This is a genomic window from Pandoraea terrae, assembly GCF_902459695.1.
Classification (GTDB): Bacteria; Pseudomonadota; Gammaproteobacteria; order Burkholderiales; family Burkholderiaceae; genus Pandoraea; species Pandoraea terrae.
In genome coordinates, this window is the sequence record NZ_CABPRZ010000001.1 from 289,602 (window position 1) to 304,117 (window position 14,516).

Below are 14,516 nucleotides of genomic sequence, written 5' to 3' on the forward strand. Positions count from 1 at the left end.
GACCTATACGACTGCTGGAGGATGGAGCAATCGCTGGGTTTTATAATCATGGCGGGGGGCGTCGCAGCCGTCGTGACAGGCCTCGCGCTTTGGGCGCTTGTTTACTTTCCAATGAAAGCGGCGAAGGCCACCAACAGTGCTGGTGAAGCGGAGTTTGGCGAGGGTGTTGCAAAAATTGTCAAGGCAGTAAAGATTACGGGGCCGGCCGTTGGCCTACTCACCTTTCTGGCAGGTGTTGGTGCTATTTATCAGGGCGTGAAGTTCGCGTACGACAAAAGCGCGGGATACTACGCCCGCTCGATCAAGATGGAACCTCCTGCGCATGAATCGCTTGCATCGGTTAGAGACCTCCTCTCTGATGATAAACGCAGTCATGTACGTATAATCTTGCAAAAGGAAGCTGAAACATTTCCGGTTGAGGGTGCATTTTACGGCGAGTGCATACCTGACTTGCTTCAAAAGATATGCGGGCAGTATTCGGAAAAGCTGGAATGCATTCAGAATTATGACGACCGGTCAATAAAAATACAACTGAAACAGACCGCGCAGAGCGACTAAGTTCCGAGGCGGCAACAGCACAACAAAATCCACGCCGCGCCAGTGTGACTTCACGTAGAGAGAGATCATCAAGCGGGAGCGCCCGAGGTAGTGAGATATTCAGCGCACGTCGGTCAGGCCGGACTCTCAATCTGACGAGGAACGAACCAACACATGACCAAAGGGAAGGTGGCCATGGCGGCGCCAGCAAAGAATGTAGTCGGAGCGCCAAATCGATCCCATAACCATCCCGCAGTCGCGCTCGCCAGAAGCATGCAAACGCCGCTCGCCAGGTTGAAGACGCCAAATGCGGTGCCGCGTAGTGCTGTTGGCGACGTTTCAGCGACCATGCCCGCGAGAATTCCTTGCGTGAATCCCATATGAAGGCCCCACACGGCGACGCCGATGAACATCGTCGGAATTGACGCGGACACCCCCAGCAGCACATCCGCAACGATGAGCAACACCAGGCCGCAAGCAAGTAAGGCCCGCCGATCAAACTGGTCGGAGAGCAAGCCGACCGGATAGGCGGAAGCGGCGTACGCGAGACTCATTGCAACCATGACTGCCGGAATCAACGCGAGATCGAGCCCGGTCTGCTGCGCACGTAAAACCAGAAACGCCTCACTGAAGCGCGCCAGCGTGAATATGGCGCCGATGGTCACGATGAACCAGTAGCGGGCCGGAAATTCGCGTAACGCTCGCCAGTGAAGTGGCGAGCGGAATCGATGTGTCCCGTGCTCGTGTTCCTGGTCATTAACGCCGAACAGGATCAGTGCGACGGCGATAAACGCCGGCACGACGGCAAACCACAGGACCGCGCGGATGTGATCCGCGAACCAAAACATCAACCCAATCGCCAGGAGCGGTCCAACAAAGGCGCCGATGGTGTCCATTGATTGCCGCAGTCCGAAGCATGCACCGCGTATCTCGGCGGGGGCAACATCCGCGACCAACGCATCGCGCGGCGCCCCTCGAATGCCTTTCCCGACGCGATCAAGCATGCGTGCGGTCGCGACTACTGCCGGTGTGCTTGCGAGTGGAAAGAGAGGCTTGGTAAGGGCGGCGAGGCCATAGCCAAGGAGTAGCAGTCCCTTTCGACGGCCCAGCCAGTCGCTAATCGCCCCGGAGAAGATCTTGACGATCATCGCGGTGGCTTCGGCGGCACCCTCTAACACGCCGAGGGCCGCAACGCTCATGCCCATAGTTGTCACCAGGTAGATCGGCAACAGCGCATGGACCAACTCAGACGACAAATCCATGAATAGGCTTACAAACCCCAGCGCCCAGACGGTGCGAGGGATGGCGGGGCGCGAAATGAGCGGGGCCGGATTCACGGTCATCTCGATTCTGAGGACGGGATCACGTTAAGAGGCGTCCCATTCTGCCACGCCGCCTCCGCGCCCGTCGTGATGTTCCGGCTGCGAGAGCTCGTCTCAGATCGCTTCGAGCCGCCCGAGCAGCGCGCGGCTCGACAGTTCACTCATCGCCCGGCACGCCGTAGCTCGGTGCGGCGGTCGGATTCAGAGCGCGCGTCACGTAGTCCTGCATCTGCGGCCGGTATCTCCGCCACAACGCGTCGAGTTGGCCGATCGGATCGAAGTCCGCCCAGTCGACGCGCAGATCGACCGCAGGCCAGCTTGTCTTGTCGACGATCTTCAACGCCGCCGAATGCACCGGCCCCGCTTCGCCCCCCGCTTTCACCGCAGCATGCATCGCGGCGAGCAAGCGGTCCGCGAGTACGCCTTGCGCCGATTCAAACACCTTCGCCATCGCGTCGATCACCGCTTTGCTCGCCAGCAGATTGCCTGCTGCGACGCACTGATCCCCCGCAACCGCGTTATGCATGCCTAGCGCCTGGTTGCCAGTGAACACCGCCGTGCGGCCCTGATGGTCGATCACCGAAACCTGACGGTATTCGCTCCATTGATCCGCGCTCAACGCGCGGTCGAGCGCGGCCCCGGCCGCAAGCCGGTCGCGCTCCATCAGGTCCAGAATTTCGGGGCCGAGCGCCGGTAGCGTGATGTTCTGCGTCGCCACCGCGCCGACGCCCGCGCGCACCCACGGACAACGCGCGCCCACCGAAACGCTCGACGAACTGATGGCGATGCCAAGCTGCCCGGTCTGCTGACAACGTCCGACGATCGAGAATGTCATGGCCTCTCTCCTTACGCCTGCGCAGGCGTCCAGTTATCCGGAATCACCGCAATTACATCGATTTCCATCAGCCACTGCGGCTGGCCGAGCGCGCTCACGCAAAGACCCGTGGAAATGGGAAACACGCCCTTCAGCCACTTGCCGACTTCCTTGTACACAGGCTCGCGATAACGCGGATCGATGATGTACGTCGTCGTCTTGACGATGTGCGACAGGTCGCTGCCCGCTTCCTCAAGCAACTGCTTCACGTTTTTCATCGCCTGCTCGGCCTGCGCGCCAGGGTCCCCGAGACCGACAAGTTTGCCGTCGAAGTCCGTACCGACCTGGCCGCGGACGTAGACCGTGTTGCCGGCGCGAACCGCTTGGCACAGATCGTTGTCGAGCGACTGGTTGGGGTATGTGTCCTTCGTGTTGAACGCGCGGATGCGGGTATGCGTCGGCATCAGATAACTCCCATTTCGTTAATTTGTTGCGCGTCCTTGGCAGTCGGCGCTTCCACTTTCATTGCCCGTACATTGTCCAGACTGCGTTGCGAGGCATCGCGATACGCGAGGTATTTGCGCTGTGTGACGATTTGATCGGCGACGTGTTTCGCATCGTGCCAGACGCCCCAGATGAACGACGATCCGCGGCGGGAAAGCCACGGTAGGCCGAGAAAATACACGCCCGGCTCTTTCGATACGCCGCGCTGATGCTTCGGCTTGCCTTTCTCGTCGAACGCGTCGACGTGTAGCCAGCTATAGTCGAGCGCATAACCGGTCGCCCAGATGATTGTCTTGACACCGGCCTTCGCCAGATCGAGTTCGCGCAGCGGATGCTTCACGCACTCCGGATCGGGCGGAATGTAGCGCGCCGCGGGATCTTCCGGAAGGTCAATGCCGGTGCGCTCGACATAGGCATCCGCAGCGTCGAGCAGCAAGAAGAGATTTTCGTCGCCGCGCTTCAGATTCTCGACGAGGTCTTGTTCAAAGGTCACAAGGCCATCCTTGAACGACTTGGTTAATCCGACGAGCGTCATACCCTCGTGAGCGAGACGGCGGAAATCGATGGTCTGGCCGCCGTAGGCCCCGCTCACGGCGATCGTCACGTGCTCGCGCCCCGGCCCTGCTGCCTCTTTATCCCACTCACCCAGCACGCCGAGCCACCAGCAGAAGTCGCGGTTTCGATACGCGCGCGGCGGACGATCGTGCGCGCCGACGGACAGATACACCGCGCGGCCCGCGCGGCGCAGTTCGTCGGCGATCTGCGTGCCCGACGAACCCGCGCCGACCACCAGCACGGCGCCCTCCGGCAATTGGGCAGGGTTGCGATAGTCGGCCGAATGTATCTGCGTGAGACTTGCATCTTGCGGCGCGATCGGCGGAATCACCGGACGCTGGAATGGCCCCGTCGCAACCACCACGCGATTTGCTTCGAACGTGCCATCGCTCGTCTCGACGATGAAGCCCGGGCGGCCCGTTTGGCGCACGACCTTCGTCACTTCCACGCCGGTACGGATCGGCGCATGGAATTGCTTCGCATAGGCGACGAAGTAATCCGCGACCTGCTCCTTACCTGCGAAGGCGTCCGGATCGAGTCCTTCGAATTCCATACCAGGAAACCGATCATGCCAGGCCGGCCCATTAGCGACCAGCGAATCCCAACGGCCGGTGCGCCAACGCTCGGCGATGCGGTCTCGCTCGAGCACGAGATGCGGCACACCGAGCTTGCTCAGGTGTTCGCTCATCGCAACGCCGGCCTGGCCTGCGCCCACAACCAGAGTGTCGATCGACTTTGTTTCAGCCGTCATGGCTGTCTCCTTCTGAGTAGCAGTCTGTTTCGGTTCTGTCTTCATGGCGCGTTGCGCCATGGACGCGCGTCAACGCTCGCGATGCTCGAGCCGATACCGGCGCATCGGGACTTTCCCTGTCACGTCCGGTCCGACTCTACGCTTCGGCGCACATGGGGGAAAACATATTAAAAAAATGCTCTGCATTGTGTTTAACTATGCAAGCTTTTTTGAGCAAACCGTCATTCGCCGGGAAAAGACCAAGGAGGCCACGATGGAAGTCAATCCCGTACGCTATTCGCTGCGGCAGCTTCGATACTTTGTAGTCACCGCCGAAACCCTCTCATTCACGGCCGCCGCCAAGCTTCTGCACATCTCACAGCCGTCCATTTCCACAGCAGTTGCCGATCTCGAAGTGTCGTTTGGTGTTCAGTTGTTCATCCGCCACCACGCAAGCGGCCTGTCACTGACACAAGCGGGGCGCGATCTCCTGGGGCATGCGCGAAACCTGCTGAAGAATGCGGAAGAACTGCAGTTGACTGCCAGGGAGATGGACGGTGGGGTGACCGGCTCGATCTCGCTGGGATGCCTCGTCTCGCTCGCGCCCCCGTTGATGCCGGGCATCATCAGCCGTTTTGTCCGGGATCACTCCGCGATTACGTTCCGGACCACGGAGGCCCATCAGGATGTCCTGCTCAGTGGACTGCACGACGGCTCACTCGATATTGCCCTTACCTATAACCTCGACATCACCGATGGCATCACGTTTACCCCATTGCTGTCGCTGCCACCCTACGTGATCCTGCCCAAAACCCACCGACTGGCGCGGGCCCGCAAGGTCTCACTGGCTGACCTGATCCCCGAGCCGTATGTGATGCTCGATCTACCCCACAGCCGCGAATACTTCTCCGCACTGTTCGATGCTGTAGGCACCCGCCCGGCGGCCTCGTTCCGCTCGTCGCAGCCGGAAGTCGTTCGCGGGATGGTGGCCAACGGACTGGGTTACAGCATTCTCAACTTTCCGCTCAAGTCGAGCCGAACCGTCGATGGCGAAGATTTCGTCATCAAGCGCTTCAAGGAAAACGTCAACGCGACGACCTTGGGCGTCGCGCTGCCGAGCACCATGAAGCCACGCGAGGTAGTCAAGCGCTTCGCAACATTTTGCGAATCGTACATTCGCCTCCTGCACATCGACTAGGCGGCGCAAAGTGCGCGCATAGACAAAACCTATCCAGTGCATCAGAAAACAATTTATTTGCTGGTAATTTGGATTGGTAGATTGTGCTTATCGATTCACACATTGACGTGGAGGCACGCATGACTGCACTTCCCAATTCGACGGACAGTGGTTTTGAAATCGTCCGCGCCCTGCGTAACAACTGCGAGCGCCCATTCGAGGACGCTCGTGCGATGCCACCCGAGGTCTATACGTCGGGGGCATTCCTGGCGCTGGAGCAACGTGAGGTGTTCCGCAACGATTGGCTCTGTGTAGGCCGGGCGAGCGCGCTTGCGAAGAATGGCGACTATCTCACCGCCACGATCGACGATCAGCCGATCGTTGTTCTGCGTGACACGAACGGCGAATTGCGCGCCTTCTCCAACGTATGTCTGCACCGCATGTCGGTGCTGCTCGAAGGCCGGGGCAACGTGCGCCGCATCGTGTGTCCGTATCACGCGTGGAATTACGCTCTCGACGGATCGCTTGCCAACGCTCCGATGATGGAGCGTCAGGCAGGGTTCTGCAAGGAGCAATACCAACTGCCTTCGGTGCGGTGCGAGACGTGGCAGGGATGGATCTATGTGACGCTCAATGAGCATGCGCCCTCGGTTCAAACGCATCTGTCGGAACTGACGAATCTGATCGAGCCTTACGGCATGACCGCCTACGTCGAGACTTTCCACGAAGAACACATCTGGCACACCAACTGGAAGATCCTCGCGGAAAACTTCATGGAGAGCTACCATCTGCCGATGCTGCATCGGTCGACGGTGGGGCCGCACTCGAAACTCGAAGAAATGGAATGTCCGCCGGGCCTGCCGGCGTTCAACTATCACTGGATCACGAAAGAAGCATCGCTGCCGATCGGCAATGCTCACCCGGACAATTCGCGCCTGGAAGGCCATTGGCGCCGTACCACCGCGCTGCTGGCGATCTACCCGACCCACCTCATCACGCTCACTCCGGGCTACTTCTGGTACCTGATTCTCCAGCCGCGCGGTGTCGATCAGGTTCACATCCGCTTCGGCGGCGGTCTGGCGCCGGAATTCGTCAACGATCTGAAAGCCGACGAGTACATGGCGACGCTCAAGGCGCTGCTTGACGAAGTCAACGCGGAAGACCGGCGTGGCGTGGAGTCGGTGTTCCGGGGCGTGCAGGCACCGCTCGCGAAGCCTGGTCATCTGAGCCACCTTGAGCGGCCCAACTACGACTTTGCGCGCTATCTCGCGAGCCGCCTCGGCACAGCGTAACCACGTCGCGTCGGTTGACAGTCAAACTTCTGCGGGACTTCCTATGTCAATTGAACCGTTTATTTCCTTCAGAGACGTCAGCAAATCATATGACGGCGTCCACAGCGTGGTAGAAGGACTCGAACTCGACGTTGCTCGCGGAGAATTCGTGTCGCTGCTCGGGCCGTCGGGTTCGGGAAAGACCACGACGCTGATGATTCTCGCCGGCTTCGAATCGCCGACGCGCGGCGAAATCCGCCTTGCAGGCAAGCGGCTGGATGACAAGCCGCCCCACCAGCGAGACATCGGCATGGTGTTTCAGAACTATGCGCTGTTTCCGCACATGACGATTGCAGAGAACGTGGCGTTCCCGTTGTCTGTACGCAAGGTGAGTCGCAGCGAGCAGAAGACGCGCGTCATGCGGGCGCTGGAAATGGTGGAGCTCGCGCATCTGGCAGGGCGTCGTCCGGCACAACTGTCGGGTGGCCAACAGCAGCGCGTCGCGCTCGCGCGCGCGCTGGTGTTCGAGCCCAGCGTCGTGTTGATGGACGAACCGCTCGGTGCTCTCGATAAGCGGCTACGGGAGACCATGCAGTACGAAATCATGCGTCTGCATCGCGAACTGTCACTGACAATTGTCTATGTGACGCACGACCAGAACGAGGCACTGACGATGTCGGACCGCGTCGCGGTGTTCTCTGATGGTCGTATCCAGCAGGCTGCCTCGCCAACCGAACTGTATGAAAACGCGGCGAATGCGTTCGTTGCGAACTTTGTCGGGGAAAACAATGGCCTCACCGGCCGGGTCATGCCTGACAGCGGGGAATGGGCCGCGATGCGACTCGCCGATGGCAGTATCGTATTCGGTCGCGCCGGCACCGGGTTGGCCGCCGGTGGCGCCGCAATGCTGGCTTTGCGCCCCGAGCGCGCTCATGTGGCGGCGACGCCGGACGCGGTGCGGGAAGCGGAGCGTCAGAACATGAACATTGTGCGGGGCCTTGTGCAGGAGCTCGTCTACTGCGGCGACCACCATCGCGTACATCTGAAACTCGGCCACGGCGAAACCGTGGCAGTCAAGGTGCCAAACACCCAACATCACGATCTCCCGTCACTCGGCGGTCAAACCGCCGTGACGTGGCGACGTGACGACTGCAAGGTATTACCCGCGAATGCGGCCCCCCGTTCTACTGCCGCTACGCATGACGTTGTCGAGTGTTCGACCACTTTCGCTTCATCGTCCGCATCGCCACTCATCGCAGGAGTTAACTAGAAATGAAGACCAGAATCTCGCTAGTTGGAACCACCATCGCGGCATGCGCGCTCGGGGTATTCGGCGCTGCTGCTGCCCACGCTGCCAACACGATCTCGGTTGTCACTTTTGGCGGGGCCTATGAAGCCGCCGGAAAGAAGGCGTGGTTCGAGCCGTTCACCGCAAAAACCGGCGACCAGTTTTCGACTGAGTCGTATGACGGTGGTCTCGCCAAGCTCCAGGCCATGGAGCAGGCCAAGAACCCGACATGGGATCTGATGGACCTCGAATCGAACGACGCCATTACTGCGTGCGACGAGGGTTTGCTCGAAAAAATCGACAAGAAAACGCTCGGCAATACCGGCGACTTCCTGCCCAACGCCATCAGCGACTGCGCTGTTGCGTCTATGGTGTGGTCCACGGTCTATGCGTATGACACGACCACGCTGAAGGCCGCGCCGACCACGATCAACGATTTCTTCGACCTGAAAAAATTCCCGGGCAAGCGTGGCATGCGCAAGTCGCCGAAGGCTGCGGTGGAATGGGCGCTGATCGCTGACGGTGTGGCGCCGCAGGACGTCTATAAGGTACTCGGCACGCCGGCCGGCGTCGATCGCGCCTTCAAGAAGCTCGACACGATCAAGTCGAGCATCGTCTGGTGGGAAGCGGGGGCGCAGGCGCCGCAGCTGCTCGCCGACGGCGCAGTGGTGATGGTGCAGGCATACAACGGCCGGATCGACGACGCGATTCACAAGGACAAGAAGCCGTTCAAGATCGTCTGGGACGCGCAGGTGTACGACTTCGAATGGTGGGGCGTTCCCAAGGGCGCCAAGCACGCCGAGGCAGCGAAGAAGTTCATCGCCTCTGCTTCGACGCCGCAGGCATACGCCGATCTGTCGAAATACATCGCGTATGCGCCTCCGCGCAAGAACTCGATTCCGCTCATCGACAAGGCGCGTCTGAACGACCTGCCGACTGCACCGGAGAACTTCAAGCGCCCGCTGCAGATCAACGCCTCGTTCTGGGCTGACAACGCGGATGCGATCACCAAACGCTTCCAGAACTGGCTGACGCAGTAACGACCGGCCCGCATCGGGACAACTCGGGCCGACGCGATTGCGTCGGCCCGATCAGAGCAAGAGACATTGACAACGATGAAAATGCTGCTGCCATCTACCGTTCCGTTCGGCCGCGGGCCGCAAGCTGCGGACCGCGAGTCGTTTCGCGCCGCCCGTCGAAAGGCGGCGGCACGTGCCTTGCTGTTGGCTATGCCCCTCATCGCCTTTCTTCTGGTGACGTTTGTCGCACCGATCACGAGCCTGCTCGGGCGCAGCGTCCAAAATCCGGAAGTCCGGGCCGGCATGCCGCAGTTGGCCGCAGCGCTGTCAACGTGGAACGGTACCGGCGTCCCCGGGGAGCCGGCCTTTGCTGCGCTCGCACACGACCTGAAGGGTGCTGGCCAGGATGGCCAGCTCGGCAACATCGCAAGGCGCATGAACTTCTATAAGTCGGAGTACCGGAGCCTGCTCTTCAAGACCGCCCGCGCCGCGCGGTCCGCGTCCCCTGCGCAATGGAAGCCGGCGCTGATCGATATTGATTCCCGCTGGAATGAGCCGGAAACCTGGCGCCTGCTGAAGCGGGCTTCCGTGTCGCCTACCCCTGACTATCTCCTGAATGCCGTTGACGCGCACGTGGCATCAGATGGTTCGGTAACGCAGGTTGCGGCCGACAGTGCCGTGTATCGCGCCGCATTCGGTCGCACCGTGACGATCAGTGCAACGGTCACCTTGCTTTGTCTGTTGCTTGGCTATCCAGTCGCATATCTGCTCGCTACCCTGCCGGAGAAGCAGAGCAACCGCTTGATGCTATTTGTGATCGTGCCCTTCTGGACATCGCTTCTCGTTCGTACCACTGCCTGGTACGTACTCTTGCAGCCGAGCGGCGTCATCAATACCGCATTGATGAAGTTCGGGCTCATTAGCCACCCGCTGCCGCTGATCTTCAATCGGACTGGGGTGCTGATCGGCATGACACACATCCTGCTGCCGTACATGATCCTGGCGATCTACTCGGTCATGAAAAATGTGTCGCCGTCATACATGCGAGCAGCGAAGTCGCTCGGCGCTCATCCCGCGCTCGCGTACGTGCGGATTTATATCCCGCAAACGCTTCCAGGGGTGGGTGCAGGGTGCTTCCTTGTATTCGTCCTGGCGCTCGGTTACTACATCACGCCAGCCCTGCTCGGTGGCGCGGGAGACGAGATGATCAGCCAGATCATTGCATCGCAAACCAATGACCAGTTGAACTGGGGGCTTGCGGGCGCACTTTCGTGCTATCTCGTCGTATTCACCGCGGTTTTCTATTTCATATTCAACCGGCTCGTTGGCATCGACCGCCTGCGTTTCGGCTGAGGCGGTTTGCCGCCTTCGACACCCATAGACTCACTGTTCACCGATCATTAACAGGCGGACTCAAATGAAAGACGGACGAACCCGGCTTCTATCGGAGCGCATCGCTGGCGCGGGACTTAACGTGCACTGCGCAGTGATCTTCTTCTTCCTCGTTGCGCCGATCCTTGCGATCGTTCCGCTGTCATTCAACGCTGGATCGTTCTTCTCGTACCCGATGCAGGGCTTTTCCCTACGCTGGTACGAGGCGGCACTCAGTTCGTCAGACTGGCAGCGCGCGTTTGCGAACAGCATCGGCATCGGCGCTGCATCGACGATAATCGCAACCGTCTTCGGCACCCTGGCGGCGCTCGGCCTGAGCCGTTCGCACTTTCCATTCCGCGCTGTCGTCATGCCGATCATCGTGTCGCCGATGATCGTGCCGATCGTCGTTGTCGCGGCTGGCTTCTATCTGGTGTACTCGCCCCTGGGGCTCGTCAATTCCTATCTTAGCGTCGTTCTTTCGCACGCCGCACTTGGCACCCCATTCGTCGTGATCACCGTGACGGCTTCCATGCTCTCCTTTGACCAGAGCCTCCTGCGCGCCGCGTCCGGGCTTGGCGCCCCGCCTTGGGTCACCTTCCGACGCGTCACACTTCCGCTGATCGCTCCGGCCGTTGCAACCGGTAGCGTTTTCGCTTTTGCGACCTCTTTCGACGAAGTGATCGTGATCCTGTTCATTGGCGGCCCAGACCAGCGCACAGTGCCCCGGCAGATGTGGAGCGGCATACGCGAATCCATTGACCCGTCCATCCTTGCCGTAGCCACGCTTCTGATGGTATTTGCCATGGCCCTTTTCGCGTGCATGAACTGGCTGCGCAAACGCGCCGCAGCGGCGAACCGGTCCTTCGCCTGAGTCCTGCCCTCCACGCATTTCCCGTGGCCAGCCTCCGGCATGACGGCGGGCCGCGCTGTTCGCCACCATTTTCATTGACTCGCTGCAAGGCCAGTCGGCCCCCAAGTGCAGCCCAGGAGCCTGATTTATGTCCAATGTTGTCAACGCCACAGCCATGATGTCGTCGCAAGCCGACCGCCAGCTACTCGACGCGCTTACGACGCTGGCCGTTACCTCCGATCGTGCCAGCCATGCCATGCCGGGCGCTTTCTACACCTCGGAGCGCTTCGCAGAACTGGAGCGCGAGCGGGTATTCCGTAGTGGCTGGGCCTGCGTCGGACACGTAGGTGAGATTCCGAACAACGGCGACTACTTCACCACGGAGATGATCGGTGAGCCGCTTCTGGTGCAGCGCACTTCACAGGGCGAGGTCCGTGTATTCGCAAACGTCTGCCGGCACCGTGGCAACCTGGTCGCGACCGGTCGCGGCAATGCTGCCGTGCATGTCTGCGGCTACCATGCCTGGAGCTACGACCTCGATGGCAAGCTCAAACGCGCACCGCTGATGCAGGAAAGCAAGGCGCTCGATCCTGCACGCTGTGCGTTGCCAACCATTGCAACGACGATCTGGCAGAACTTCATCTTCGTCAATCTGGACGGCACGGCGGCGCCGCTTGCGCCATCCCTTGCGCCGCTCGAACCTCACATCCGCAATTACCATCATGAAGAGCGCAACCTGTATTACACGCGGGAAGAGGTGTGGAACACCAACTGGAAATGCCTTGCCGAAAACTTCATGGAAGGCTATCACCTGAACGCGACGCACCCGAAGACCCTGCGTCCGACGACTCCGTCAGAGTTATCTGAGTATGTGCCGGGCAACGGCCACTTCTCGGCGTACCGTTCGCACTACACGCCTGAATCGGCCCAGCGTGCCCCGTTCCATCCCGAACTGTCTGCGGCAGAGCGTCGGTACAGTTTCATTTTCAGTGTCTTCCCGAATCTGGTCGTCACGTATATGCCCCACCAGTCGATCTATCTCCTGCTGAGACCGGCTTCGACGGGCAGCGTGGCGATCCGTTGGGGCATCGCGGGTCACGAAACGGCGCCAAGCGAGGAAAACCTGCAGAAATATATCGCGTTCGCCGATTCGTTCAACGCCGAAGATCGAGTGAAACTGGAAATGCTGCAGACGGGCCTCGCGTCCAGGTTCTACTCACCTGGCCCGCTCGCATCGGAAGACCTCGAAGGAACGTTGCGTGATTTTCATCGCTACATGGCACGTCGAATCTGCATCTGAATATGTGTACAGCCACTCTCACTGTCGTCGTCGGAAAACTCACCGTCGAAGCCACTGACACGCTGAGCATCGAACTGCGTCCCGTTGACGTCGACCGACTGCCTGCTTTCGACGCTGGCGCGCACATCCGTCTGAATCTGCCGAACGGACTCGTGCGCAGTTACTCGTTGGTCAATCCAGCCGATGACGTTCAGCACTACGTGCTGGGCGTGCTGCGCGCCCGCGACAGTCGAGGTGGCTCCTCATTCATTCATGAGCAGCTGCGCGTGGGAGACCACTTGAGCATCTCGGGGCCGCACAATAACTTTCCACTCGACGAAACGGGCGAACGGTTCGTGCTGATTGCCGGCGGCATCGGTGTCACTGCCATCTACAGCATGGCGCAGCGGCTCGTTTCGCTCGGCAAGCGCGTCGACATGCTCTATTGCTGCCGTTCGCGCGAACACGCTGCATGGCTGGGTCCAATTCAGGCACTTGGCATCCCGCTCTCGCTGCATTTTGACGTTGAGAAGCGCGGCCCGCCTGATCTGGACGCATTCATTGGTGGCCGGGGCGCGGACACCCGCTACTACTGTTGCGGCCCGTCACCGATGTTGGGCGCATTCGAGCAGGCCTGCGCCAGGCATGGGTACCCCCACGCTCATATTGAGCGATTTGGCGCCGCGCCGGTCAACGCCGACGCCGTGGCGACGCCCGGTTACGAGGTTGAGCTCGCCCGGAGCGGGAAAACCGTCTGGGTCGAGTCCGGCACGCGTCTGCTCGATGCGCTCATTGTCGCTGGCGTGGACGTCCCATTCAGTTGCGAACAGGGAATTTGCGGCAGCTGCGAGATGACGGTACTTGAAGGCGAGATCGACCATCGGGATAGCGTCCTGAGCGGTTCGGAGAGAAACGCCGGAAAGTCAATGATGGTCTGTGTCTCGGGTTGCAAACGGGGACGTCTGGTTCTCGATTGCTGACGGGGTGGCTACCGAAATTCGTTCCGGGACGAGCGGCCACTGGCCCTGTCGGGAGGCAACGCGTGTCCGTTCGCGCGCCGCGTAGTACCATCACACTCCGTTGGCTCCGAAATCGTCCACTGGAACCTTCATGTCAAGCGCGCCCACAAGTTCAAACCATTGAGGGCGACGGACTGGCGGCCCGGGAAATAGCATGAAGCACATTCCATCGACCCTTTGGCTTACCGGTTTGAGCGCGGCCGGCAAGACCACCCTGGCGCACGCGCTAGCCGAGGCGCTCGCAATCGCAGGCGCAACTTGCGAGATACTCGACGGCGACGCGGTGCGCCAGCGGGTGAGTTCGGACCTCGGGTTTTCCCGTCAGGATCGCAGTGAAAACGTGCGCCGCGTGGCTGACCTGTGTCGGGCGCACAACGAAGCCGGCACCTGGGCCATTGCCGCCTTGATTTCGCCCTATCGGGATGATCGGGAACTGGCGCGCCGGATCGTCGGGAGGCCGAAGTTCTTCGAAGTGTATTTGGCGGCGCCTCTCTCGGTGTGCGAAGCGCGTGACCCGAAAGGTCTCTACCGTAAGGCGCGGGCAGGCGTCATCACCAACCTGACCGGCGTTGACGACCCCTACGAGGTGCCGCTCAGTCCCGATATTTTGCTCGACACGGGCGAGCTATCGATTGCGGCGTGTGTCGCGGCGACGATGGACCTTCTCAAGGCGCGCTGAACTGCTGCAGGGATCGGGGGTGGTTGGCCGAGAAGTGGCCTGACGCATCATGGCGCAATTGCGTACGTCATTGCGCGCCCCCTCGCCTTTACTCCAAT

The 14,516-nt window shown here is 60.6% G+C and carries 14 protein-coding genes; 10 read left to right on the forward strand and 4 right to left on the reverse strand.

Annotation, left to right across the window (positions count from 1 at the left end; genetic code table 11):
• The first annotated feature begins 21 nt into the window (after positions 1 to 21).
• Positions 22 to 558, forward strand: coding sequence for a hypothetical protein (locus PTE30175_RS01295; protein ID WP_150695237.1), 537 nt, complete (start codon positions 22 to 24; stop codon positions 556 to 558).
• A 113-nt stretch (positions 559 to 671) separates the two neighbouring features.
• On the opposite strand, the gene PTE30175_RS01300 is transcribed toward PTE30175_RS01295, so the two are convergent.
• From PTE30175_RS01300 to PTE30175_RS01315, 4 genes are all read right to left on the reverse strand, one after another.
• Positions 672 to 1,880: an MFS transporter gene (locus tag PTE30175_RS01300; protein ID WP_150695238.1), complete on the reverse strand. Its 1,209-nt coding sequence runs from the start codon at positions 1,878 to 1,880 to the stop codon at positions 672 to 674.
• Between the two features lie 136 nt (positions 1,881 to 2,016).
• The gene (locus PTE30175_RS01305; protein WP_150695239.1) at positions 2,017 to 2,694 is read right to left on the reverse strand and encodes a DUF1028 domain-containing protein; all 678 of its coding nucleotides are present in this window, start codon (positions 2,692 to 2,694) and stop codon (positions 2,017 to 2,019) included.
• A gap of 11 nt (positions 2,695 to 2,705) precedes the next feature.
• A complete protein-coding gene (locus PTE30175_RS01310; protein WP_150695240.1) occupies positions 2,706 to 3,137 on the reverse strand; it encodes a RidA family protein in 432 nt (143 codons plus the stop codon).
• Positions 3,137 to 4,483 (reverse strand): flavin-containing monooxygenase, encoded by a 1,347-nt coding sequence (locus PTE30175_RS01315; protein WP_150695241.1) that lies wholly within the window; start codon positions 4,481 to 4,483, stop codon positions 3,137 to 3,139. Before PTE30175_RS01315 ends, PTE30175_RS01310 begins: the two co-directional genes overlap by 1 nt.
• Before the next feature lie 253 nt (positions 4,484 to 4,736).
• Between PTE30175_RS01315 and PTE30175_RS01320 the strand changes: the two genes are divergently transcribed.
• From PTE30175_RS01320 to cysC, 9 genes are all read left to right on the forward strand, one after another.
• A complete protein-coding gene (locus PTE30175_RS01320) occupies positions 4,737 to 5,660 on the forward strand; it encodes a LysR family transcriptional regulator (RefSeq protein WP_150695392.1) in 924 nt (307 codons plus the stop codon).
• Positions 5,661 to 5,779: 119 nt separating this feature from the next.
• Positions 5,780 to 6,931, forward strand: a complete 1,152-nt coding sequence (locus PTE30175_RS01325; RefSeq protein ID WP_150695242.1) for an aromatic ring-hydroxylating oxygenase subunit alpha — start codon at positions 5,780 to 5,782, stop codon at positions 6,929 to 6,931.
• 43 nt (positions 6,932 to 6,974) lie between these two features.
• A complete protein-coding gene (locus PTE30175_RS01330; protein ID WP_150695243.1) occupies positions 6,975 to 8,180 on the forward strand; it encodes an ABC transporter ATP-binding protein in 1,206 nt (401 codons plus the stop codon).
• A gap of 2 nt (positions 8,181 to 8,182) precedes the next feature.
• Positions 8,183 to 9,238 (forward strand): ABC transporter substrate-binding protein, encoded by a 1,056-nt coding sequence (locus PTE30175_RS01335; RefSeq protein ID WP_150695244.1) that lies wholly within the window; start codon positions 8,183 to 8,185, stop codon positions 9,236 to 9,238.
• A gap of 75 nt (positions 9,239 to 9,313) precedes the next feature.
• Positions 9,314 to 10,570: an ABC transporter permease gene (locus tag PTE30175_RS01340; RefSeq protein WP_150695245.1), complete on the forward strand. Its 1,257-nt coding sequence runs from the start codon at positions 9,314 to 9,316 to the stop codon at positions 10,568 to 10,570.
• Between the two features lie 64 nt (positions 10,571 to 10,634).
• Positions 10,635 to 11,462 carry an ABC transporter permease gene (locus PTE30175_RS01345; RefSeq protein WP_150695246.1) on the forward strand — a complete coding sequence of 276 codons (828 nt, stop codon included), beginning with the start codon at positions 10,635 to 10,637 and terminating at the stop codon, positions 11,460 to 11,462.
• 127 nt (positions 11,463 to 11,589) lie between these two features.
• Positions 11,590 to 12,741, forward strand: a complete 1,152-nt coding sequence (locus PTE30175_RS01350; RefSeq protein ID WP_150695247.1) for an aromatic ring-hydroxylating oxygenase subunit alpha — start codon at positions 11,590 to 11,592, stop codon at positions 12,739 to 12,741.
• A 2-nt stretch (positions 12,742 to 12,743) separates the two neighbouring features.
• The gene (locus PTE30175_RS01355; RefSeq protein WP_150695248.1) at positions 12,744 to 13,700 is read left to right on the forward strand and encodes a PDR/VanB family oxidoreductase; all 957 of its coding nucleotides are present in this window, start codon (positions 12,744 to 12,746) and stop codon (positions 13,698 to 13,700) included.
• Between the two features lie 193 nt (positions 13,701 to 13,893).
• On the forward strand, positions 13,894 to 14,418 hold the full coding sequence (gene cysC, locus PTE30175_RS01360) for an adenylyl-sulfate kinase (RefSeq protein WP_150695249.1): 525 nt from the start codon (positions 13,894 to 13,896) through the stop codon (positions 14,416 to 14,418).
• Positions 14,419 to 14,516: the final 98 nt, after the last annotated feature.

What these genes read in the sequence shown, in the direction of transcription:
- PTE30175_RS01295 (WP_150695237.1), top strand. Translation starts at nt 22, where the DNA reads ATGGAGCAATCGCTGGGTTTTATAATCATGGCGGGGGGCGTCGCAGCC.
- PTE30175_RS01300 (WP_150695238.1), bottom strand. Translation starts at nt 1,880, where the DNA reads ATGACCGTGAATCCGGCCCCGCTCATTTCGCGCCCCGCCATCCCTCGC.
- PTE30175_RS01305 (WP_150695239.1), bottom strand. Translation starts at nt 2,694, where the DNA reads ATGACATTCTCGATCGTCGGACGTTGTCAGCAGACCGGGCAGCTTGGC.
- PTE30175_RS01310 (WP_150695240.1), bottom strand. Translation starts at nt 3,137, where the DNA reads ATGCCGACGCATACCCGCATCCGCGCGTTCAACACGAAGGACACATAC.
- PTE30175_RS01315 (WP_150695241.1), bottom strand. Translation starts at nt 4,483, where the DNA reads ATGACGGCTGAAACAAAGTCGATCGACACTCTGGTTGTGGGCGCAGGC.
- PTE30175_RS01320 (WP_150695392.1), top strand. Translation starts at nt 4,737, where the DNA reads ATGGAAGTCAATCCCGTACGCTATTCGCTGCGGCAGCTTCGATACTTT.
- PTE30175_RS01325 (WP_150695242.1), top strand. Translation starts at nt 5,780, where the DNA reads ATGACTGCACTTCCCAATTCGACGGACAGTGGTTTTGAAATCGTCCGC.
- PTE30175_RS01330 (WP_150695243.1), top strand. Translation starts at nt 6,975, where the DNA reads ATGTCAATTGAACCGTTTATTTCCTTCAGAGACGTCAGCAAATCATAT.
- PTE30175_RS01335 (WP_150695244.1), top strand. Translation starts at nt 8,183, where the DNA reads ATGAAGACCAGAATCTCGCTAGTTGGAACCACCATCGCGGCATGCGCG.
- PTE30175_RS01340 (WP_150695245.1), top strand. Translation starts at nt 9,314, where the DNA reads ATGAAAATGCTGCTGCCATCTACCGTTCCGTTCGGCCGCGGGCCGCAA.
- PTE30175_RS01345 (WP_150695246.1), top strand. Translation starts at nt 10,635, where the DNA reads ATGAAAGACGGACGAACCCGGCTTCTATCGGAGCGCATCGCTGGCGCG.
- PTE30175_RS01350 (WP_150695247.1), top strand. Translation starts at nt 11,590, where the DNA reads ATGTCCAATGTTGTCAACGCCACAGCCATGATGTCGTCGCAAGCCGAC.
- PTE30175_RS01355 (WP_150695248.1), top strand. Translation starts at nt 12,744, where the DNA reads ATGTGTACAGCCACTCTCACTGTCGTCGTCGGAAAACTCACCGTCGAA.
- cysC (WP_150695249.1), top strand. Translation starts at nt 13,894, where the DNA reads ATGAAGCACATTCCATCGACCCTTTGGCTTACCGGTTTGAGCGCGGCC.